Annotated in this window: 18 protein-coding genes; 14 read left to right on the forward strand and 4 right to left on the reverse strand. The window is 65.9% G+C overall.

Annotated elements, in window-relative coordinates:
- Nucleotides 1–119: 119 nt before the first annotated feature.
- Nucleotides 120–809 carry a manganese-binding transcriptional regulator MntR gene (mntR, locus tag ACLP9N_RS05850; RefSeq protein ID WP_442406501.1) on the reverse strand — a complete coding sequence of 230 codons (690 nt, stop codon included), beginning with the start codon at nucleotides 807–809 and terminating at the stop codon, nucleotides 120–122.
- A 116-nt stretch (nucleotides 810–925) separates the two neighbouring features.
- Here mntR and ACLP9N_RS05855 point away from each other — a divergent pair, with 116 nt between their 5' ends.
- The 5 genes from ACLP9N_RS05855 (at nucleotide 926) to ACLP9N_RS05875 (ending at nucleotide 7298) form a co-directional block, all read left to right on the forward strand.
- The gene (locus ACLP9N_RS05855; protein WP_442406502.1) at nucleotides 926–1900 is read left to right on the forward strand and encodes a bifunctional riboflavin kinase/FAD synthetase; all 975 of its coding nucleotides are present in this window, start codon (nucleotides 926–928) and stop codon (nucleotides 1898–1900) included.
- A gap of 106 nt (nucleotides 1901–2006) precedes the next feature.
- Nucleotides 2007–2276, forward strand: a complete 270-nt coding sequence (rpsO, locus tag ACLP9N_RS05860; RefSeq protein ID WP_424071758.1) for a 30S ribosomal protein S15 — start codon at nucleotides 2007–2009, stop codon at nucleotides 2274–2276.
- Between the two features lie 340 nt (nucleotides 2277–2616).
- The gene (locus ACLP9N_RS05865; protein ID WP_442406503.1) at nucleotides 2617–4911 is read left to right on the forward strand and encodes a polyribonucleotide nucleotidyltransferase; all 2295 of its coding nucleotides are present in this window, start codon (nucleotides 2617–2619) and stop codon (nucleotides 4909–4911) included.
- Complete coding sequence (locus tag ACLP9N_RS05870) at nucleotides 4892–6256, forward strand: M16 family metallopeptidase (protein WP_442406504.1); 1365 nt, start codon at nucleotides 4892–4894, stop codon at nucleotides 6254–6256. The genes ACLP9N_RS05865 and ACLP9N_RS05870 overlap by 20 nt, the downstream gene beginning before the upstream one ends.
- A 4-nt stretch (nucleotides 6257–6260) precedes the next feature.
- On the forward strand, nucleotides 6261–7298 hold the full coding sequence (locus ACLP9N_RS05875; protein WP_442406505.1) for a nitronate monooxygenase: 1038 nt from the start codon (nucleotides 6261–6263) through the stop codon (nucleotides 7296–7298).
- A gap of 2 nt (nucleotides 7299–7300) precedes the next feature.
- Here the strand turns inward: ACLP9N_RS05875 and ald are convergent, their stop codons facing one another.
- Nucleotides 7301–8416, reverse strand: coding sequence for an alanine dehydrogenase (gene ald, locus ACLP9N_RS05880; RefSeq protein ID WP_442406506.1), 1116 nt, complete (start codon nucleotides 8414–8416; stop codon nucleotides 7301–7303).
- Between the two features lie 169 nt (nucleotides 8417–8585).
- Here ald and ACLP9N_RS05885 point away from each other — a divergent pair, with 169 nt between their 5' ends.
- The 5 genes from ACLP9N_RS05885 (at nucleotide 8586) to ACLP9N_RS05905 (ending at nucleotide 14451) form a co-directional block, all read left to right on the forward strand.
- Nucleotides 8586–9056 (forward strand): SRPBCC family protein, encoded by a 471-nt coding sequence (locus tag ACLP9N_RS05885; protein ID WP_442406507.1) that lies wholly within the window; start codon nucleotides 8586–8588, stop codon nucleotides 9054–9056.
- Nucleotides 9057–9072: 16 nt separating this feature from the next.
- The gene (locus ACLP9N_RS05890; protein WP_442406508.1) at nucleotides 9073–10548 is read left to right on the forward strand and encodes a flavin-containing monooxygenase; all 1476 of its coding nucleotides are present in this window, start codon (nucleotides 9073–9075) and stop codon (nucleotides 10546–10548) included.
- A gap of 99 nt (nucleotides 10549–10647) precedes the next feature.
- On the forward strand, nucleotides 10648–11607 hold the full coding sequence (locus tag ACLP9N_RS05895; protein ID WP_442406509.1) for a metal-dependent hydrolase: 960 nt from the start codon (nucleotides 10648–10650) through the stop codon (nucleotides 11605–11607).
- Nucleotides 11607–13364, forward strand: coding sequence for an SDR family oxidoreductase (locus ACLP9N_RS05900; protein WP_442406510.1), 1758 nt, complete (start codon nucleotides 11607–11609; stop codon nucleotides 13362–13364). Before ACLP9N_RS05895 ends, ACLP9N_RS05900 begins: the two co-directional genes overlap by 1 nt.
- A 10-nt stretch (nucleotides 13365–13374) precedes the next feature.
- Nucleotides 13375–14451 carry a PDR/VanB family oxidoreductase gene (locus ACLP9N_RS05905; RefSeq protein WP_442406511.1) on the forward strand — a complete coding sequence of 359 codons (1077 nt, stop codon included), beginning with the start codon at nucleotides 13375–13377 and terminating at the stop codon, nucleotides 14449–14451.
- Between the two features lie 13 nt (nucleotides 14452–14464).
- Here the strand turns inward: ACLP9N_RS05905 and ACLP9N_RS05910 are convergent, their stop codons facing one another.
- Entirely contained in the window at nucleotides 14465–15037 is a 573-nt protein-coding gene (locus ACLP9N_RS05910; RefSeq protein WP_442406529.1) for a TetR/AcrR family transcriptional regulator, read from the reverse strand.
- Nucleotides 15038–15186: 149 nt separating this feature from the next.
- Here ACLP9N_RS05910 and ACLP9N_RS05915 point away from each other — a divergent pair, with 149 nt between their 5' ends.
- A complete protein-coding gene (locus tag ACLP9N_RS05915; RefSeq protein WP_442406512.1) occupies nucleotides 15187–16212 on the forward strand; it encodes a Rieske 2Fe-2S domain-containing protein in 1026 nt (341 codons plus the stop codon).
- A gap of 6 nt (nucleotides 16213–16218) precedes the next feature.
- Nucleotides 16219–17307 (forward strand): NAD(P)H-dependent amine dehydrogenase family protein, encoded by a 1089-nt coding sequence (locus ACLP9N_RS05920; protein WP_442406513.1) that lies wholly within the window; start codon nucleotides 16219–16221, stop codon nucleotides 17305–17307.
- A gap of 5 nt (nucleotides 17308–17312) precedes the next feature.
- On the opposite strand, the gene ACLP9N_RS05925 is transcribed toward ACLP9N_RS05920, so the two are convergent.
- Complete coding sequence (locus tag ACLP9N_RS05925; RefSeq protein WP_442406514.1) at nucleotides 17313–18674, reverse strand: HNH endonuclease signature motif containing protein; 1362 nt, start codon at nucleotides 18672–18674, stop codon at nucleotides 17313–17315.
- 134 nt (nucleotides 18675–18808) lie between these two features.
- On the opposite strand from ACLP9N_RS05925, the gene ACLP9N_RS05930 reads away from it, so the two are divergent.
- Together ACLP9N_RS05930 and dapB are read left to right on the forward strand one after the other, a co-directional pair.
- Nucleotides 18809–19501, forward strand: a complete 693-nt coding sequence (locus tag ACLP9N_RS05930) for a UPF0158 family protein (protein ID WP_442406515.1) — start codon at nucleotides 18809–18811, stop codon at nucleotides 19499–19501.
- 20 nt (nucleotides 19502–19521) lie between these two features.
- Entirely contained in the window at nucleotides 19522–20259 is a 738-nt protein-coding gene (dapB, locus tag ACLP9N_RS05935; RefSeq protein WP_442406516.1) for a 4-hydroxy-tetrahydrodipicolinate reductase, read from the forward strand.
- Nucleotides 20260–20275: the final 16 nt, after the last annotated feature.

Below are 20275 nucleotides of genomic sequence, written 5' to 3' on the forward strand. Positions count from 1 at the left end.
CGCTGCGCCCGGCTTCGCCGCGCTTGCGATCGCCGCTGGCCACCTGGCGGCGACCCGCTGCGCCCGGCTTCGCCGCGCTTGCGATCGCCGCTGGCCACCTGGCGGCGACCCGCTGCGAGCTAGGCCACCACCCAGATCGCCCGGGCCGCCGGACTGCCCAGTTCGACGGTGCTCTGCGTGCCGTCGGATTCCAATGCCACCGAAATCATGCCGGCGAATTCGCGGCGGGTGAGCACGCGCAGCCGCGCGTCCAACTGGATGCCGACGCTGGCGAAGTAGCGCAGCATCTCCGGGTCGGCATCAGAGATCCGGGCGACCGTCCCCGTGTCTCCGTCATCGCAGGCCCACAGCTGACGCGCGGGCGGCGTCGGCACCTGCCCGTCCGAGGCCGGGATCGGGTCACCGTGCGGGTCACGCCGCGGGAACCCCAGCTTGGCGTCGATCCGGGCCACTAGCCGGTCCGACACCGCGTGCTCGAGCACCTCGGCCTCGTCGTGCACCTCGTCCCAGCCGTAGCCGAGTTCATTGACCAGGAAGGTCTCCAGCAACCGATGCCGGCGCACCATCGCCAGCGCCGCCCGCCGCCCCGCTTCGGTCAGGGTGACGGCACCGTACTTCGCGTGGTCGACCAAACCCTGCTCAGCGAGTTTGCGGATCGACTCGGAGGCCGTGCTGGCGGACACGCCAATCTTTTCGGCCAGCATCTTGGTGCTGACCTTCTCCCGGGACCATTCCTGGGCGGTCCAGATGACCTTCAGATAATCCTGGGCAACCGGGGTGAGACCGCCACGCTCTCCGTCAGCCCTCACAACCAGAAAGTTTAGGCAACTCGCGCTTGATCTAGGCGTCTCGCCCTGCTGCCCGTTCATCTGGCATTCCAAATCTCACACCCCGGCAGGCAACTGGACGCCGTAGGCTTGCGGTCGTGCAGCGCTGGCGGGGACAAGACGAGATCCCCACGGACTGGGGCAGATGTGTGCTCACCATCGGGGTGTTCGACGGCGTGCACCGCGGGCACACCGAAATAATCGCGCATGCGGTGAAAGCCGCACGCGCGCGCAACGTGCCGACCGTATTGATGACGTTCGACCCGCACCCGATGGAAGTGGTCTATCCCGGCAGTCACCCGGCGCAGCTGACGACGCTGACGCGGCGCGCCGAGCTCGTCGAAGAGCTGGGTATCGACGTCTTCCTGGTGATGCCGTTCACCAGCGATTTCATGAAACTCACACCGGACCGCTACATCCACGAGCTGCTGGTGGAACACCTGCACGTGGTCGAGGTCGTGGTGGGTGAAAACTTCACCTTCGGCAAGAAGGCGGCCGGCAACGTCGATACCCTGCGACGTGCCGGCGAGCGGTTCGGGTTCGCGGTGGAGTCGATGTCACTGCTGTCCGAGCACCACAGCAACGAGACCGTGGCGTTCTCCTCCACCTACATCCGGTCCTGCGTGGACGCCGGTGACGTGGTAGCGGCCACCGAGGCGCTGGGCCGCCCGCACCGCGTCGAGGGTGTTGTGGTCCGGGGTCATGGGCGAGGCGCCGAGTTGGGCTTTCCCACCGCGAACGTGGCGCCGCCGATGTATTCGGCCATCCCGGCCGACGGCGTGTATGCCGCCTGGTTCACCGTGCTCGGGCATGGGCCGGTGACCGGCACCGTCGTTCCGGGCGAGCGCTATCAGGCCGCGGTGTCCGTCGGCACCAACCCGACCTTTTCCGGACGCACCCGCACCGTTGAGGCGTTCGTCTTGGACACCGCCGCCGACCTGTACGGCCAACATGTCGCCCTGGACTTCGTCGCGCGCATCCGCGGGCAGCGCAAGTTCGACTCGGTCAAAGAACTCATCGCCACGATGGGCAAGGACACCGAACGTGCGCGCACCCTGCTGGGCGCGAGCTAACTGGGAAAACTGCTAAACTGCCCGACGACATCGGCGCGTGCTGCGGTTCGCGGTGGCCGCGCTGGAGAAATGCAATGATCGCGGACCAATTGATGGAGATATTTTCGTGGCGCTTACTGCCGAGCAGAAAAAGACAATTCTGAGCACGTACGGCCTGCACGACACCGATACGGGCTCCCCGGAGGCGCAGATCGCGCTGCTGACCAAGCGGATCGCCGACCTGACCGAGCACCTGAAGCTGCACAAGCACGACCATCACTCGCGGCGCGGGTTGCTGCTGCTGGTGGGTCGCCGGCGGCGGCTGATCAAGTATCTGTCCTCGATCGATGTGGAGCGCTACCGCTCGTTGATCGAGCGGCTGGGTCTGCGTCGCTGACCCGAGCGCACGGCGGGCGAACTGACTCCTGGTAATACCACCAGGTAGCCCGTGTAGAGTAGGAGCGTTCTGGGCCGGTTCGGCCCGAGCAAACGGTGCGGTTCGCGCAGATCCGCGCGTGCCGTTCCAGCGTGTCACTACGCGTAAATAGGGGAGCGGCCGGGTCTGTATTCGGGCGGTCTTCGGTAGTGGCTGCCGGGCTCTTTCGGATCTGGGAGGCCGGCCGCTTCGATCGAATGGCCGTAGCCGTATTCAGACTCTCCTCTGAGGCCGCCTCTCAGTTGGCGCGTGACCACGCGAAAAAGCTGAATTACTGGAGAGAGGCTGTACGGACAACGTTATGTCTGTAGCTGAAATTGACGAGGGCGTGTTCGAGGCGACCGCCACCATCGACAACGGGAGCTTCGGCACCCGCACCATCCGTTTCGAGACCGGCCGGTTGGCCCAGCAGGCCGCCGGCGCTGTAGTCGCTTACCTCGACGACGAGAACATGCTGCTGTCGGCGACCACCGCCAGCAAGAAGCCCAAGGAGCACTTCGACTTCTTCCCCTTGACGGTGGACGTCGAGGAGCGCATGTATGCCGCCGGCCGCATCCCGGGATCGTTCTTCCGCCGCGAGGGCCGGCCGTCCACCGACGCGATCCTGACCTGCCGGCTCATCGACCGCCCGCTGCGCCCGTCGTTCGTCGACGGTCTGCGCAACGAGATCCAGGTCGTGGTGACGATCCTGAGCCTGGATCCCAACGACCTGTACGACGTGCTGGCGATCAACGCCGCGTCGGCGTCCACCCAGCTGAGCGGCCTGCCGTTCTCGGGCCCCATCGGGGCGGTGCGGGTGGCGCTCATCGACGGCACCTGGGTCGCGTTCCCCACCGTCGAGCAGCTCGAGCGCGCGGTGTTCGACATGGTGGTGGCCGGCCGCTTGACAGATACAGGCGACGGTGATGTGGCCATCATGATGGTCGAGGCCGAGGCCACCGAGAACGTCATCGAACTCGTCGAGGGCGGCGCCCAGGCGCCGACGGAGAGCGTGGTGGCCGAGGGCCTGGAGGCCGCCAAGCCGTTCATCGCCGCGCTGTGCACCGCTCAGCAGAAGCTGGCCGACAAGGCCGCGAAACCCACCGGCGACTACCCGACCTTCCCCGACTACGGCGACGACGTCTACTACTCAGTGGCCTCGGTGGCCACCGACGAGCTGTCCGCCGCGTTGACCATCGGCGGCAAGGCCGAGCGCGACCAGCGCACCGACGAGCTCAAGGCTCAGGTGCTCGAGCGGCTGGCCGGCACCTACGAGGGGCGGGAAAAGGAGGTCAGCGCCGCGTTCCGCTCGCTGACCAAGAAGCTGGTTCGCCAGCGCATTCTTACCGATCACTTCCGCATCGACGGCCGTGGCATCACGGACATCCGCGCGTTGTCGGCCGAGGTCGCAGTGGTTCCGCGGGCGCATGGCAGCGCGCTGTTCGAGCGCGGCGAAACCCAGATCCTGGGCGTGACCACGCTGGACATGGTCAAGATGGCCCAGCAGATCGACTCGCTGGGGCCGGAGACGTCCAAGCGGTACATGCACCACTACAACTTCCCGCCGTTCTCCACCGGCGAGACCGGCCGGGTCGGCTCGCCCAAGCGGCGCGAGATCGGGCACGGCGCCCTCGCCGAACGGGCCCTGATTCCGGTGCTGCCCAGCGTCGAAGAATTCCCGTACGCCATCCGCCAGGTGTCCGAAGCGCTGGGCTCCAACGGTTCGACGTCGATGGGATCGGTCTGCGCGTCCACGCTGGCACTGCTCAACGCCGGTGTGCCGCTGAAGGCGCCGGTGGCCGGCATCGCGATGGGCCTGGTGTCCGACGACGTCGAAACCGGTGGTGGCACCGAGCGTCGCTTCGTCACCCTGACCGACATCCTCGGCGCCGAGGACGCCTTCGGCGACATGGACTTCAAGTGTGCCGGCACCAAGGACTTCGTCACCGCCCTGCAGCTGGACACCAAGCTCGCCGGAATTCCGTCGAAGGTGCTCGCGGGCGCGTTAGCCCAGGCCAAGGACGCGCGCCTGACAATTCTCGAAGTGATGGCCGAGGCCATCGACGCACCCGACGAGATGAGCCCGTACGCGCCGCGGGTGACCACCATCAAGGTGCCGGTCGACAAGATCGGTGAGGTCATCGGCCCCAAGGGCAAGGTCATCAACGCCATCACCGAAGAGACCGGCGCGCAGATCTCCATCGAGGACGACGGCACCGTGTTCGTCGGCGCCACCGACGGGCCCTCGGCGCAGGCAGCAATCGACCGGATCAACGCCATCGCCAACCCGCAGCTGCCGACGGTCGGCGAACGGTTCCTCGGAACCGTAGTGAAGACAACGGATTTCGGCGCATTCGTGTCCCTGCTGCCCGGACGCGACGGTTTGGTGCACATCTCCAAACTCGGCAGGGGCAAGCGCATCGCGAAGGTCGAGGACGTGGTGAACGTCGGCGACAAGCTGCGGGTGGAGATCGCCGACATCGACAAGCGCGGCAAGATCTCGTTGGTCCTGGTGTCCGAAGAAGACGCGGCAGACGGGGCAGACGGGGCCGACAACGGAGCCGCCCCCGCTGACTCCACGGAGACCGCGCCAGCCGATGCCGCCAGCTCAGTTTAGAAGGCCAGCTGATCCCGCGCTGCGGCGGGGCAAACACACCGCCGCGGCGAAACCCGAACACCATGCCGCGTTGCGGCGCACCACATTGCCGGGCGGCCTGCGCGTGGTCACCGAATACCTGCCCGCGGTGCGCTCCGCGTCGGTCGGGGTGTGGGTCGGTGTCGGTTCGCGGGACGAGGGTGCCACCGTGGCCGGGGCCGCGCACTTTTTGGAGCATCTGCTCTTCAAGTCGACGCCGACCCGCACGGCCGTGGATATCGCGCAGGCAATGGACGCCGTCGGTGGGGAACTGAACGCGTTCACCGCCAAGGAGCACACCTGCTACTACGCGCATGTGCTCGACAGCGATCTGGAGCTGGCGATCGATCTGGTCGCCGATGTCGTGCTCAACGGTCAATGCGCCGCCGACGACGTCGAACTGGAACGCGACGTCGTCCTCGAGGAGATCGCGATGCGCGACGACGACCCCGAAGACGCGCTCGGTGACATCTTCCTGACGGCGTTGTTCGGCGATCACCCGGTGGGCCGTCCGGTGATCGGATCCGCGGAATCGGTGTCGGCGATGACCCGGGCTCAACTGCACTCGTTTCACGTGCGGCGCTACACGCCGGAGCGGATGGTCGTCGCGGTGGCCGGCAACGTCGAGCACGAGCAGGTGGTCGCGCTGGTGCGCGAGCACTTCGGGTCGCGTTTGGTTCGCGGGCGGCACCCCGCCGCGCCCCGCAAGGGGTCCGGACGGGTGAACGGCAATCCCGCATTGATGCTGGTTAACCGGGACGCCGAGCAGATCCACGTGTCGCTGGGCGTGCGCACACCCGGGCGCGGCTGGGGGCATCGCTGGGCGCTGTCGGTGCTGCACACCGCGCTGGGCGGCGGCTTGAGCTCTCGGCTTTTCCAGGAGGTTCGCGAATCTCGCGGGCTGGCCTACTCGATTTACTCCGCGCTGGACATCTTCGCCGACAGCGGCGCGCTGTCGGTGTATGCGGCGTGCCTGCCCGAGCGTTTCGCCGACGTCATGCGAGTGACCAGCGACGTGCTCGCGTCGGTGGCGCGCGACGGCATCACCCAGGCCGAATGCCGTATCGCCAAGGGCTCGTTGCGCGGCGGGCTCGTCCTGGGTCTGGAGGATTCCAGCTCGCGGATGAGCCGCATCGGTCGCAGCGAGCTGAACTACGGCACGCACCGCAGCATCGAGCACACCTTGCGGCAAATCGACGCGGTCACCGTCGACGAGGTCAACGCGGTGGCCCGCCGATTGCTGAACGGACGCCGCGGCGCTGCCGTTCTGGGCCCGTATCGCTCGAAACGATCGCTGCCACAACAACTTCGGGCGATGGTAAATTAGCCCGATGTTACTGGGCTTCTGGGACCTCATGGTGCCGATCGTGGGCGCGCCGATGGCCGGTGGCCCCAGTACCCCTGCGCTGGCGGCGGCGGTGTCCAACGCGGGCGGCCTGGGTTTCGTCGCCGGCGGCTACCTCAGCGCCGAGCAGTTCGCCGCCGACATCGTGGAGGCCCGCGCCGCCACCACCGGCCCGATCGGCGTCAATCTGCTTGTGCCCCAACCCAGTGTCGTCGACTTCGCGCAACTGGACTACTACGCAGAAGAACTCGAAGACGTAGCCGAGCACTACCGCGTCGAGGTCGGTCAGCCAGATTGGGATTACGACGACGAGTGGCAGCGCAAGCTCGAGGTGGTGGCCGACATCCGTCCCGAGATGGTGTCGTTCACCTTCGGTGCGCCTTCACCGGACATCGTTCGTCGGTTCAGCGCGCTGGGCATCTTGGTGTCGGTCACGGTGACGTCGGCCTACGAAGCCGGGGTGGCCATCGCCGCCGGCGCGGACAACCTGGTGGTCCAGGGGCCGAATGCCGGCGGTCACCGCGGCACCTTCGCTCCGGACATGGAGCCCGGCACCGAGCCGCTGCCTGACCTTCTCGATCGGATCGGCAACGCCCATCGCGATATACCGCTCATCGCGGCGGGTGGTCTGGGGACCGCCGAGGATGTCGCCGCCGTGCTGCGCAGGGGAGCGGTGGCCGCGCAGGTCGGCACCGCCCTGCTGCTGGCCGACGAAGCCGGTACCAACTCCACGCACCGAGCCGCCCTCAAGCACCCAGAGTTCACCGACTGCCTTGTCACCCGGGCGTTCTCGGGACGTTATGCGCGTGGCCTGGCGAACTACTTCACGCGCCTCTTCGATCGCGTGGCGCCGTTGGGGTACCCGGAGATCAACCAGTTGACCCAGCCGATACGGGATGCGGCGGTCGAAATGGACGACCCCCATGGAACCACCCTGTGGGCGGGAACGGCCTACCGGCAGGCCAGCGCGGGTCCGGTGGCCGACATCGTCGCAAACCTCAATCCGGACATGCGCCCGATCTAGGGTCAGGCCAGCACGCTCGCCGGTGCGGTGAACGGCAGACTCAAGTCGGTGGCAACCTGCTCAGACAACAGCGCGCCATCGTGCGTCGAAAGGCCTTTTACCAGAGCGGGATCCGACCGGCATGCCGTTTGCCAGCCCCGGTCAGCCAGCTTGAGCACATACGGCATGGTCGCGTTTGTCAGCGCGAAGGTCGACGTCTTCGGTACCGCGCTCGGCATGTTCGCCACGCAGTAGAACACTGTGTCGTGCACGGCGAACGTTGGCTGATCGTGGGTGGTCTCCCGGGAATCCTCGAAGCAACCGCCCTGGTCGATGGAGATATCCACCAGCACCGCACCAGTTTTCATTTGCGCAACAAGCGAATTGGAGATCAGCTTGGGGGCTTTGTGGCCAGGCACCAGGACGGCTCCGATCACCAGGTCGGCGCGTTTGATGGCGCCTTCGAGTTCGTACGCCGAGGAGTAGCGAGTGCCGATGTGGCCACCGAACTCCGCGTCGAGCAGCCGAAGCTTGGCGATGTTGACGTCCAGAACCATGACACTTGCTCCCATGCCGCCGGCGACCCGGGCAGCGTTGTAGCCCGCTGTGCCGGCGCCGAGCACCACGACATCGGCGGGCTTGACGCCGGGCACTCCGCCCATCAGCACGCCGCGCCCGAGATGGGTCCGCATCAGGTGATAGGCCCCCACCTGCGCGGAGAGCCGCCCGGCGACCTCGCTCATCGGTGCCAGCAACGGCAGCGCGCCGTCGGCGGTCTGGACGGTCTCGTAGGCGATGGACGTTGTTCCGGAAGCCAAAAGCGCATCGGTGCACGGACGCGAAGCGGCCAAATGCAGATACGTGAACAAGACCTGGCGGCGGCGCAGGAGTCCGTACTCGGCCGGTATCGGTTCCTTGACCTTGAGCAGCAGGTCGGCGCCGGCCCACACCTCTTCGGCGGTGCCGGCAAGGTGAGCGCCCACCGCCTTGAATTCCGTGTCGGTGATCGCCGACCCTTCTCCGGCACCTGCCTGGACAAGCACCTCGTGGCCGCGGTGCGTCAGTGCGGCGACGCCGGCCGGGGTGATGGCCACCCTGAACTCGTTGTTCTTGGTCTCGGTCGGAATGCCGATGCGCATGCCTCAAGTCTGAAGAAATTGCGCGATGACTTCAAAGCGATATGCCCGATGAATCAACTAAGCCTGCGGGCGGTCAGGGTCATCTGCACGCGACACCGAGGACTGCGCTCCTTCGTGGTGCAGAACCTCAATGCCTACTTAGGCCCCATCTGAGAACTATGATCAGCCAATGACCGACCCTACTGACCCTTTAGTGACCGCCACCCTGCAGATCGACGCCCGCCCCGAGGTGGTGTATGAGCTCATCACCGACCTGCCGACGCTGGCGTCACTCGCGGAGGAGACAGTGGCGATGGAGTGGCGCAAGGGTAGTTCGGTCCGTCCGGGGGCGGTCTTCGTCGGTCGCAACGAAAACAGTGGCCGGCGCTGGACCACCAAGTGCACCGTCACCGACGCCGAACCGGGTCGTGTCTTCGCATTCGACGTGCGGCACACCGTGTTTCCGGTAGCGCGTTGGCAATATGACATCGTCGCGGCCGACGGCGGCTGCCGCGTCACCGAGAGCACCTGGGACCGGCGCCCGGGCTGGTTTGCCAAGCTTGCCGGCCGGGCCACCGGCGTCACTGATCGGGTGGCCGCCAACACCGAGCACATCCGCCTTACCCTGCAGCGCCTCAAGCAGCGCGCCGAGGCGGGGTAGACCGCCGGGGCTGGCGATGACGAGACGCGATCCGGCCGTCGCCGTCGTCGGAGCGGGCATGTCGGGGTTGTGCGTCGCAATTGCGTTGCTGCGCAGTGGCATTACCGACGTCACCATCTACGAGAAGGCCGACGAGGTGGGTGGCACCTGGCGAGACAACACCTACCCCGGCCTGGTCTGTGACATACCATCGCGGATCTACCAGTACACCTTCGCGCGCAATCCCAACTGGTCGCATCTGTTCTCACCCGGTGCCGAAATCCAGGCGTATTTCTCTGGCGTCGCCGACCGATTCGCGCTCCGGGACCGGATTCGGTTCAGCACCGAAATCGTCCATGCCCGATTCGACGACGGCCGGTGGGTGATACGGACGGACTCCAAATCGGAAGCCGGTGAAGAGTTCAAGGCGGATTTCCTGATCTCGGCTACCGGTGTCCTGCATCATCCCCGGATGCCTTCTATCGCCGGTTTGGAAGACTTCGGCGGCCACATTTTCCACTCGGCACGCTGGGATCACGACGTGGTGTTGCAGGGCCGCCGAATCGCGGTGATCGGAAACGGCTCTACCGGCGTCCAACTCATCTGCGGCCTTGCCGGCGTGGCGAGCAAGCTGGTGATGTTCCAACGCACCGCGCAATGGGTACTCCGGCTGGCCAATCCCCGCTACAGCAGGTTCACCAGCATTACCCACCGGAAGGCCGCGTGGCTGGATTGGTTGGCCTACCGGGGGTACAGCCTCGCTTATGACTTCTTCGCGGTGGGTCTGACTAAGCCGGGCATCCGCCGCAAGATCATGGCAGGGCTGTGCCGCGCCTCCCTCTGGGAGGTGCGTGATCCGGAGTTGCGTCGGGCACTGACTCCCGACTACACGCCGGCGTGCAAACGACTGGTGATGTCGAATGGCTTCTACCGGGCGATGCAGCGCGAGGATGTCGAGCTGGTCACCGCCGGTATCGATCATGTGGAACGGCGGGGCATCGTCACCGACGACGGTGTTCTGCACGAGACGGACATCATTGTGCTGGCCACCGGATTCGACACCCACGCGTTCTTCCGGCCGATGGAGCTGATCGGCCGGGACGGGATCAGCGCCAACGACGTGTGGCGCGACGGTCCTCGCGCCTACCAAACGGTCGCGCTGTCGGGCTTCCCCAACTTCTTCATGATGCTCGGGCCGCACAGTCCGGTGGGAAACCTCACGCTCACGGCCGTGGCCGAAGCACAGGCCGACCACATCGTGGGCTGGATCGAAGCCTGGCGCCGCCGCGAATTCGACACCGTGGAGCCGACGGCGTCGGCGACCGAGCATTTCAATGCGAAGCTGCGTGCCGCGATGCCAGACACCGTGTGGACCACCGGCTGCAACAGCTGGTACTTGAACAAAGACGGTGTACCCGAGGTGTGGCCCCTCACGCCTGCCGAACACCGCGGGATGCTGGCAAACCCCGAACGAGACGAATACGACCTGCGCCGGCACACGATTGCCCCCTGAAGACGACTCCAGGGAAAACCCGGTACCGGCGGTTTCGCATACCTGCTCCGCGTCACTATACTTGCGCGATGTCGGTGTAAACGCCGAGGCAGGGGGCCAATGATGTGCACCGTCGATGACCAGGCAGCGGGTCCGCACGAGGCCTTCGCCAACCACGAAGCCAACCACGAAGCCAACCACGAAACCGACCACGAAACCGACCACGAACGCCTTGTCCTCGAGGCCCGCGATGTCGGCTTCGACTGGGATACGTTGCCGTTTCACTACGTGCCCGACGAGCCGTTGGCCACCCACGTGCTCAACGTCCTGCACCTGCTGCTGCCCGCGGGCGAGGAGTTCTTCGTCGAGGTCTTCAAGAAGACGTTGCCGCTGATCAAGGACGATCAGCTGCGGCTGGACGTGCAGGGGTTCATCGGCCAGGAGGCGATGCATTCCCAGGCGCACTCCGGAGTGCTCGACCACTTCGCCGCGCGCGGTGTCGACGTGACACCGTTCACCGACCAGATCAGGTGGTTGTTCGACAGGCTGCTGGGGGACAAGCCTCGGCGCAGCGCCCGGCGACAACACAGCTGGCTGTTGGAGCAGGTCGCCTTCGTCGCGGCAATCGAGCATTACACCGCCGTTCTGGGCGAGTGGATCCTGAACTCGCCGCAGCTCGATGTCGTCGGCGCCGATCCGGTGATGCTGGACATGCTGCGCTGGCACGGCGCCGAAGAGGTTGAGCACAAGGCGGTCGCGTTCGACACCATGAAGCATCTGCGGGGCGGGTACTGGCGGCAGGTGCGCACCCAGCTGGCCGTTGGCCCGGTGATGTTGCTGTTGTGGATCCGCGGGGTGCGGTTCATGTACTCGGTGGATCCGCATCTGCCGCCGCGGGCCAAGCCGCGCTGGCGGGACTACTTGAGGGCGGCACGCCGGGGCTTGGTGCCCGGGCCACTGCGATTGGTGCGGGTCGTCGCTGACTATTACAAACCGGGCTTTCACCCGTCTCAGCTGGGCGGGCTGGGGCGGGCAGTCGACTACCTGGCCGTGTCGCCGGCCGCGCGTGCGTCGCACTGATGTCGGGCATCACCGCCTCCGACGGCGTCACCCTGGCTGTACACCGATACACCGAGGTCGACCCGCAGCGTCCGACCATCCTTGCCATTCACGGCTACCCCGACAACCACCATGTCTGGGACGGCGTGGCGGAAGAACTCAGTCAGCGCTACCCCGCCCGATTTAGCGTCGTCGCGTACGACGTGCGCGGAGCCGGTGAATCCTCTTGTCCGGCAAGCCGATCCGGATATCGCTTTCAGCAGTTGGTATCCGATATCGGTGCCGTGATCGACAGCCTGGGGGTCGGCCGGGTTCATGTGCTGGCTCACGACTGGGGCTCGATTCAGGCTTGGGCGGCGGTCACCGACGAATCGGTGATGGGCAAAATCGCGTCGTTTACCTCGATCTCGGGCCCGCACCTGCAGTACGCGGGCAAGTTCCTGCGATCAGCACGAACACCCCGTGCGGTGGGCCGAGTCGCCCGGCAGCTGGCGGCGTCGGGGTATATCGGCTTCTTTCTGTGCCCGGTGGTGCCGGAGGTGGCAGTGCGCTCCAGGCTATTGGTGAAAATCGTTGAAGCGTTTGAACGTATCGGCCGGTCGAGTGCCCGCAGCCAACGCCCCGCGACGCAGCGCTCGATCGCCGACTACGTCAACGGGCTCAACCTGTACCGGCAGAACATGCTTGCGTCGGTGTTGTCGCCGCCGTCGCAGCTGCCGCAGACCACGGTCCCGGTGCAGGTTCTGGTGCCGCGCAAGGACATCTTCGTGACGCCCGCCCTCCAGCGGTTCACCGGCGCAATTCCACACGGCGGCAGGGTCATCCCGATCGAAGGTGGGCACTGGGTGGTGACGTCGCGGCCCGACGTCGTGGCCCGCCTCACCGGCGAGTGGGTCGATCGAAACAGCAGCGGCGCCGCCGCGGCGGGCGAGTCGGTCGTGCGCGGGGGTCCGCGGGAGGTGCGCGGCAAACTCGCCCTGGTCACCGGTGCGGGCGGCGGCATCGGCCGGGCCACCGCGGTGGAGCTGGCCCGTCAGGGCGCCCGCAAGGTGGTGATCGTCGACCGCGATCTCGCCTCGGCCAACGAGACCGCGGATGCCGTGCGCGCCGCCTGCGCCGAGGCCGCGGTGTACCAGGCCGATGTCAGCGACGAAGCGGCGATGAATGACCTTGCCGCACAGGTCCGTAATGACCACGGCGTGGTCGACATCCTGGTGAACAACGCAGGCATCGCGATGGCGGGCCGGTTCCTGGAGACGACCTCGGCGCACTGGGACGCCATCGTGGGGGTCAATGTCCGCGGCGTCATCTCGGGCAGCAGGGCGTTCGGCGCCCAGATGGTCGAGCGCGGCGAAGGCGGAACGATCATCAATATCGCGTCGGCAGCCGCGTTCCTGCCGTCGAAATCCATGGTCGCCTACAGCACCACGAAGGCGGCGGTGCTGGGGTTCAGCGAATCGTTGCGTGCCGACCTCGCCGACGAGGGCATCACGGTCACGGCGGTCTGCCCCGGCTTCGTCAACACCAATATCGCCAAAAGCACTGTGTACGCGGGGATGACGGCCGAACAGCAGGACCGAGCCCGCCAAAAGGCGGATGCGGCCTACCGGCGCCGCAACTACACCCCGGAAGCGACGGCCAAGGCCATCGTCAAGGCCGTCAGGACCGGACCACCGGTGTTGCCGGTCGCTGCGGAGGCCAGGATCGGCTACGTGATGCGCCGCATCAGCCCGTCGATGATCCGGCTGTTGGCGCGTTTCGACATTCGGCAGAAGTAGGGATTGCCCTGTGCCGGAAAGCATCTGGACCAGTCGGCCGCCCGACTTGTACGGACGGCGCGACCGCGATCGCCTCGCCACCGCGTTATGGGGTGTGCGCGTGCTGTTCGGGGGATTCGCCTCGGCCTCGCGGTGGACCCCTTCCCGGGTGAAGCCGATGGCGCGGACACAATCCGCGGTGGTCACCAAACGCGAGCTCGTTGCGCCCGACGTGGTCGCCTTGACGTTGGCCGATCCCGACGGCGGACTGCTCCCATCCTGGACGCCCGGCGCGCACATCGACGTCGCGCTGCCCTCCGGCCGACGGCGGCAGTATTCGCTCTGCGGTCCGCCCGGGCGCCGCACGGACTACCGCATCGCCGTGCGCCGGATTGCCGACGGCGGTGGGGGTTCGATCGAGATGCACGACACCTTCGACGCTGGCGACACGCTGATGTTCGAGGGTCCCCGCAACGCGTTCTATCTCGGTACGGCCGAGCACGACGCGCTGTTTGTGATCGGCGGCATCGGTGTGACACCCATCCTGCCGATGATCCAGGTGGTTCAGCAGCGTGGAATCTCTTGGCGCGCAATCTATGCCGGTCGTAGCCGCGAGTACATGCCGTTCCTGCACGAGGTGGTGTCGGTGTCGCCCGATCGGGTGACCGTGTGGGCCGACGACGAACACGGCCGCATCGCCACCGTCGATGACCTGCTGGCCGGCGCGGGGCCGGCGACGGCTGTGTACGTGTGCGGGCCGGCCGGCATGCTGGACGCGGTACGCGTGGCCCGTAGCGAACATGCCAACGCGCCACTGCATTACGAACGGTTCAGCCCGCCGCCGGTGGTCGACGGAGCTCCCTTCGAGCTGGAACTCGCGCGGTCGAAGCGGCTGCTCAACGTCCCGGCGAATCGGTCTGCGCTGGATGTCATGCTCGACCACAACCCGACGACCCCGTATTCGTGTCAGCAAGGCTACTGCGGGACGTGCAAGGTCAAAGTGCTTGCCGGACAGGTCGATCACCGAGGCCGCACCGTCGTGGGCGACAACGAGATGCTGGTCTGCATGTCGCGGGCCAAAGGCGACCGGCTGGTCTTGGACGTCTAGAGACGCCTGAGGCTTATCGTTCCTGAGAGTGTTCCAGATAGGCGACCAGGGCGTTGGTCAGACCGCGTCGTGCGACGTCGAGGTCGGCGTAAGAACCCAGTTGGCGCTCGGAGACCAGACCGCGCAACGCGCCGGGAATGAGTGCGGCCACCTCGCGCACCCGGTTCGGGTCGACGTCGAGATCGGCGAAGGCGTTCTGGCAGGTCTGAAGCCAGCTCTTGCCCCAGGAGAACAGCTCGGCGGCCGTGCGGGGGTAGAGGCGTTCGAGTTCGCGCGGGTCCCGCGGCAGCGCCGCCCGCAGGTTTTCGATCGCGCGTGCATCTCGCGACGTCGCCAGACCGTGGTAGAGGGTATCGACGATGGAGCTGACGCGTTCGCGCAGCGGTGCGTCCGCGCGGGCAGTCGTCGATAGTGTCGCGGCGCGGCGCTCGGCCGTGCGGTGCAGCACCGCAGCCCAGAAGCCGTCGGTGTCGCCGAACTGATACTGCACCGCGCCCCAGGTGGCGCCGATCTCCTTGGCGATGCGATTTGCCGACACCGAGCCCGGTTCGCCCGAGGCAAGCGACTTCAGCGCGGCCTTCAGCATGCTTTCGCGAGTCGCGTGGCCACGCCGATTGGTGCGCCGGCCGGCGACTCCGGTCCCGGCACCCTGCCCCGTCACCTTGTCGATCCTATGGTCTCGACTAACATTTTCATAGAGGGTACTGTGATTTTGACACCAGGGAGGAGACCCGGATGGCCAAGCCGCCGTTGTCGATGAAGCCGACCGGATGGTTCCAGGTCGCCTGGTCCGACGACATCGCCGTTGGCGACGTCCACACGATGAAGTACTTCGACCAGGAGATGGTCGCCTGGCGGGCCGAGTCCGGCCAGCTCACCGTGATGAACGCCTACTGCGAACACCTGGGTGCCCACCTGGGTTACGGCGGCAAGGTCGTCGGCGAGGTGCTGCAGTGCCCGTTCCACGGATGGCAGTGGAGCCAGCAGGGCCGCAACGTGTGCATCCCCTATCAGGATCGCCCCAACCGCGGCCGGCGCATCCGCACTTACCCCGTGGTGGAGCGCAACGAATCGGTCTACATCTGGCACGACGTCGAGGGACGCTTGCCGTTCTTTGATGCGCCGGACGTGTTCGCCGGCTTCGGCGACGGCAGTAGTGCCGCGGATTACTACCCGCAGCAGAGGTTGTACCGAGCGAGCCTGGAACTGCATCCGCAGTACGTGCTCGAAAATGGGGTGGACTTCGCGCATTTCAAGTACGTGCACAACACTCCGATCGTGCCGGTCTTCACCCGCCACGACTTCGACGACCCGGTGTCCTACGTCGATTTCACCATCACCTTCGAGGGCGACGACGCCCAGTTGATCGAGGACGTCAACAGCGGAGTGGAGGCGATCAACGGCGGCCTGGGAATTGCGGTGACCAAGAGCTGGGGCATGATCGACAACCGCACCATCTCCGCGATCACCCCGGTCGACGAGTCCACCTCCGACGTCCGGTTCATGGTCTACATCGGCCGCAAGCCGGGTAAGGATCCGGAGCGGGCCGAGTCGAGGGCGCGAGAGTTCGGACAGGAAGTCATTCGGCAGTTCGAACAGGACATCCACATCTGGTCCCACCAGCGCTACTCGGACCCACCCGCGTTGGCCCCCGACGAATACGAGGGCTTCACCGCAATTCGCAAGTGGGCCAAACGGTTTTATCCCGACGGCATCGGTGGCAGCGCCGCCGAAGTGTACACAGCATCCCAGAAAGGCTGAAGCCGAATGAACGCACCCGCCCGACCGATTCGCGTTTTCCAGGTAGCCACCGGAAACGTGGGTTCGGAGATGATCAAGCGGATCGCCACTCAGCCCGACCTCGAACTCATTGGCGTGCACTGCTATTCGCCGGAAAAGGTTGGGCGCGATGCTGGTGAGCTCGCGGGCATCGAGCCCAACGGCGTGACGGCCACCGGCACCATCGAGGAGATCATCGCGAGCGGAGCTGACGTCCTCACCTTTCATGGCGTGTTCCCCGACGAGGACCTCTACGTCAAAGTGCTCGAGGCGGGGATCAATATCGTCACCACCGCCGACTGGATCACCGGGTGGCATCGTGACAGAAACCACCCGCACCCGTCGGGCAAGCCGGTGACCCAGCTCCTGGGCGAGGCGTGTGAAAAGGGCGGCGCAACCTTCTACGGCACCGGAATGAACCCGGGTCTGAACCAGATCCTCGGCGTGGTGTGTTCGGCCGACGTCGCCGAGATCGAGAACATCACCACCATCGAGTCCGTCGACGTCTCATGCCACCACTCCAAGGACACCTGGATCGAGGTCGGCTACGGCCAGCCGGTCGACGATCCGGAGATCCCATCGAAGCTGGAGAAGTACACCCGCGTCTTCGCCGACAGTGTGCTGATGATGGCCGACTGTTTCGATCTGCCACTCGACGAGGTCAAGTTCAGTTACGAATTGGGCGCCTGTACTAAGGATGTCGACCTGGGCTGGTACACGCTGCCCCAGGGTTCGTTGGGCGGCAACTACATCAAATACCAGGGCATGGTGGACGGGGTTCCGCGGGTCGAGACGCACCTGGAGTGGCAGATGACCCCGCACACCGATCCCAGCTGGAACATCAAGGGCTGCTACATCACTCAGATCAAGGGCGACCCGTGTGTCTACAACAAGCACATGATCTTCCCCAAACCCGGTGTGGACCTGTCCAATCCAGACAACTTCGCGTCCATCGGCATGACCGTCACCGGGATGCCCGCCCTGGCCGCGATCAAGTCGGTCGTCGCGGCGCGCCCGGGCCTGATCACCAGCGCCGACTTGCCGCTGCGCGGGTTCGCCGGGCGGTTCAAGAAGTAGTCGCGTCAACCCGGTTCGTCTTCATCGACGAGGCGTTCTGGGTGGTGGTAGTCGTTGGTGCGTTTTCGCCCGTGGTCGAGGTGGGGCGGGGGGATCCACTCGGTGCGGCCGTTGGGGAGTTTTGTTGTCGTCCAGGCTTTTCCGACCAGTTTGTGGTTGGCTGCACAGGCGAAGGTGAGTTTGTCGGCGTCGGTCTTGCCGCCGGTGGCCCAGTCGTCGACGTGGTGGACTTCGCTCCAGTACCCCGGGACGTCGCAGCCCGGTGCCGTACAGCCGCGGTCTTTGGCGTAGAGGACCACCCGTTGATCGGCGGAGGCGATGCGGCGGGTGCGGCCCAGATAGAGCGGCCGGTTGGAGTGCTTGTCGAAGATAGCGAGGTAATGGTAGGCGTGGCTGGCCATGCGGATGAGGTCGCGCATGGGCAGCACGGTGCCCCCACCCGTCACAGCCCGGCCCGCGCCTGACGTCAGCTCTTGCAGCGTGGTGGACACGATCACGCTGACCGGCAGTCCGTTGTGTAGTCCGAGTTTGGGATCGCCGAGTTGGCCACGGACCAGAGCGTTGAGGGCGTCGTGTTGGCGTTGGGCCGGCGTCCGCAGATCCTTGCTTGCCGCGTCATCGTCGGGCTGGCCGGTGACGCGCGGTGTTTCGTCGTCGGGGTTGCACATGCCGGGTGCGGCGAGGCGGGCCAGCCAGGCGTCGATGTTGGCGCGCAGTTCGGGGGAGGCGACCAGGGTGCCGGTGCTCATGCCGTCGGCGCGTTGGGCGCCCCAGGTGAAGCCGCGTTGACGGGCGCGGTCGTTGTCGGAGAATTTCCCGTCGGGGTTGATCAGCACGGAGGCACGGTTGGCGGCTTTGTGCAGTTGGTCGGGGCGCAGTTGGGCGGCTTGCTCGGCCAGTTGCTTCTCGGCGTGTTCGACAACGGCGACCGGAGTGTCCTGGGGCAGGTCGTGCACGAAGGTTTGGATCACTCGCAGGTGCTGGGCATCCAGAACGCCGTCTCGCCATGCCACGGCGGTGGCCGGTAGTTCGGGTGGCAGTTGCTGGCCGGTCAACGTGAGGCGCGGGGACAGCTGTTGGGCATCGCGGATGCGGCGGCGTGCTTCGGTGTAGCTGATGCGCAGCCAGTCGGCGATCACCTGGTGGGGCGGACCGCCGAGGTCGGTGGGATCTTCTTTAGCGAGGTCCCCGATCATGTCGTGGCTAACCGCGATATGGCGCCGGAGCACTGTCTCCATCTGCTCGAGCATGTGCAGCCGCACCGGGACGGCGAGGCCGTCGAGGTTCAGCTCAGCGATACCGGCCAAGGCCGCGCCGAAGGCGTCGAGCATGGCGGTCACCTCGGTTGGAACCTCAATCGAAAGCATGTTCGAATGATATAACCGTCGGCGGATGGCAACCAGCGCAAATGTCGCGCCTGTGGGCAAATACCGAACTGTGGACAACTTCGTCGCTACACCGGTGCAGAGAGGGCGTCGGCGCCTTTGGATACCGTTCCCACATGGTGGATTGGGACGCAAACGCCGCGAATGAGCTACACCTAGCGGTGGTCAGGGGTGACGGGTCCACCGTCGTCGAGGTGGTTCGCGGTCGCATGCTCCATGAAGCCCTTCAACTGGCAGGCGATGGCCTACTGGACGCCGTTGCGCAGGGCGTGCCACAAGCAACTGAGTTGGCCGCACAATGTGCTGCGGCACTGCGGGAGCGCGCCTGGACGGGTGACGAGGAATTGGCCGACCAACTACTTGCAATCCTCAACCAGGGCGCGACTCCGATGCTTCGCCCGCTCCCCGTCGATTTGGACCAGCTGGCGGATCTGCTCGAAGGCGACCCGCGACAGGGCGGTGGACGAATCGACCTTGAGACCGGTGACTGTTGGCCGGAGATGTCGGACTACGAAGAGAACCAGGATGACGAGGAGGGTCGTTGGCTCTACGTGGAGTGCGAAGGCTCGCGCCCAGGTTACTGGGATATGGAGTTGTTCATTGAGACGGTGGACGATCCGGCAATCGTCGATCGGCTGGAGATCGCCATCAAGGGTAAGGGCGCTTTCCGGCGTTTTAAAGACGTGCTCGCACGGTGGCCCGCGGAGTTGCAGCGCTATTTCCAATTGTCCGAGGAACGCCAGCGTGGCCGTGCCCGGGCTTGGCTTGCGGCAGCAGGTTATCGACCCGTCAGGCAAGCCCGCCTCTGACGTCGCAGTAGGCTTCACCAATGCGGGTAGGCGTGTTGGGAGCCAAAGGAAAAGTCGGGTCGACGATGGTGGCGGCGGTGCAGGCGGCCGAGGATCTAACCCTGTCCGCGGAGATCGACCTCGGCGACCCGCTGAGCCTGCTGATCGACACCAACACCGAGGTCGTCATCGACTTCACCCACCCCGACGTCGTGATGGGCAATCTGGAGTTCTTGATAGACAACGGAATTCACGCCGTCGTCGGCACCACCGGCTTCACCGCTGAACGCCTCCAACAGGTGGAGTCCTGGCTGGCCGACAAGCCCAAAACATCGGTGCTGATCGCCCCGAACTTCGCGATCGGGGCGGTGCTGTCCATGCGCTTCGCCAAGCAGGCCGCGCCCTTCTTCGACTCGGCGGAGGTCATCGAGCTGCATCATCCGCATAAGGCCGACGCCCCGTCGGGCACCGCCGCGCGCACCGCGAAGCTGATCGCGGAGGCTCGAAAAGGCCTGCCGCCCAACCCCGATGCCACCAGTACCAGCCTGCCCGGTGCCCGCGGCGCCGACGTCGACGGCATCCCGGTGCACTCGGTGCGGCTGGCCGGACTGGTTGCCCACCAGGAGATCTTGTTCGGCACCGAAGGGGAGACCCTGACCATCCGTCACGACAGCCTGGACCGCACCTCGTTTGTGCCGGGCGTGCTGTTGGCGGTGCGCCGCATCAAGGAACGGCCGGGCCTCACGGTGGGCATCGAGCCTCTGCTCAACCTGCAATGACGTGGCAATGACCCTG

This window comes from Mycobacterium sp. (assembly GCF_052144515.1).
GTDB lineage: Bacteria > Actinomycetota > Actinomycetes > Mycobacteriales > Mycobacteriaceae > Mycobacterium.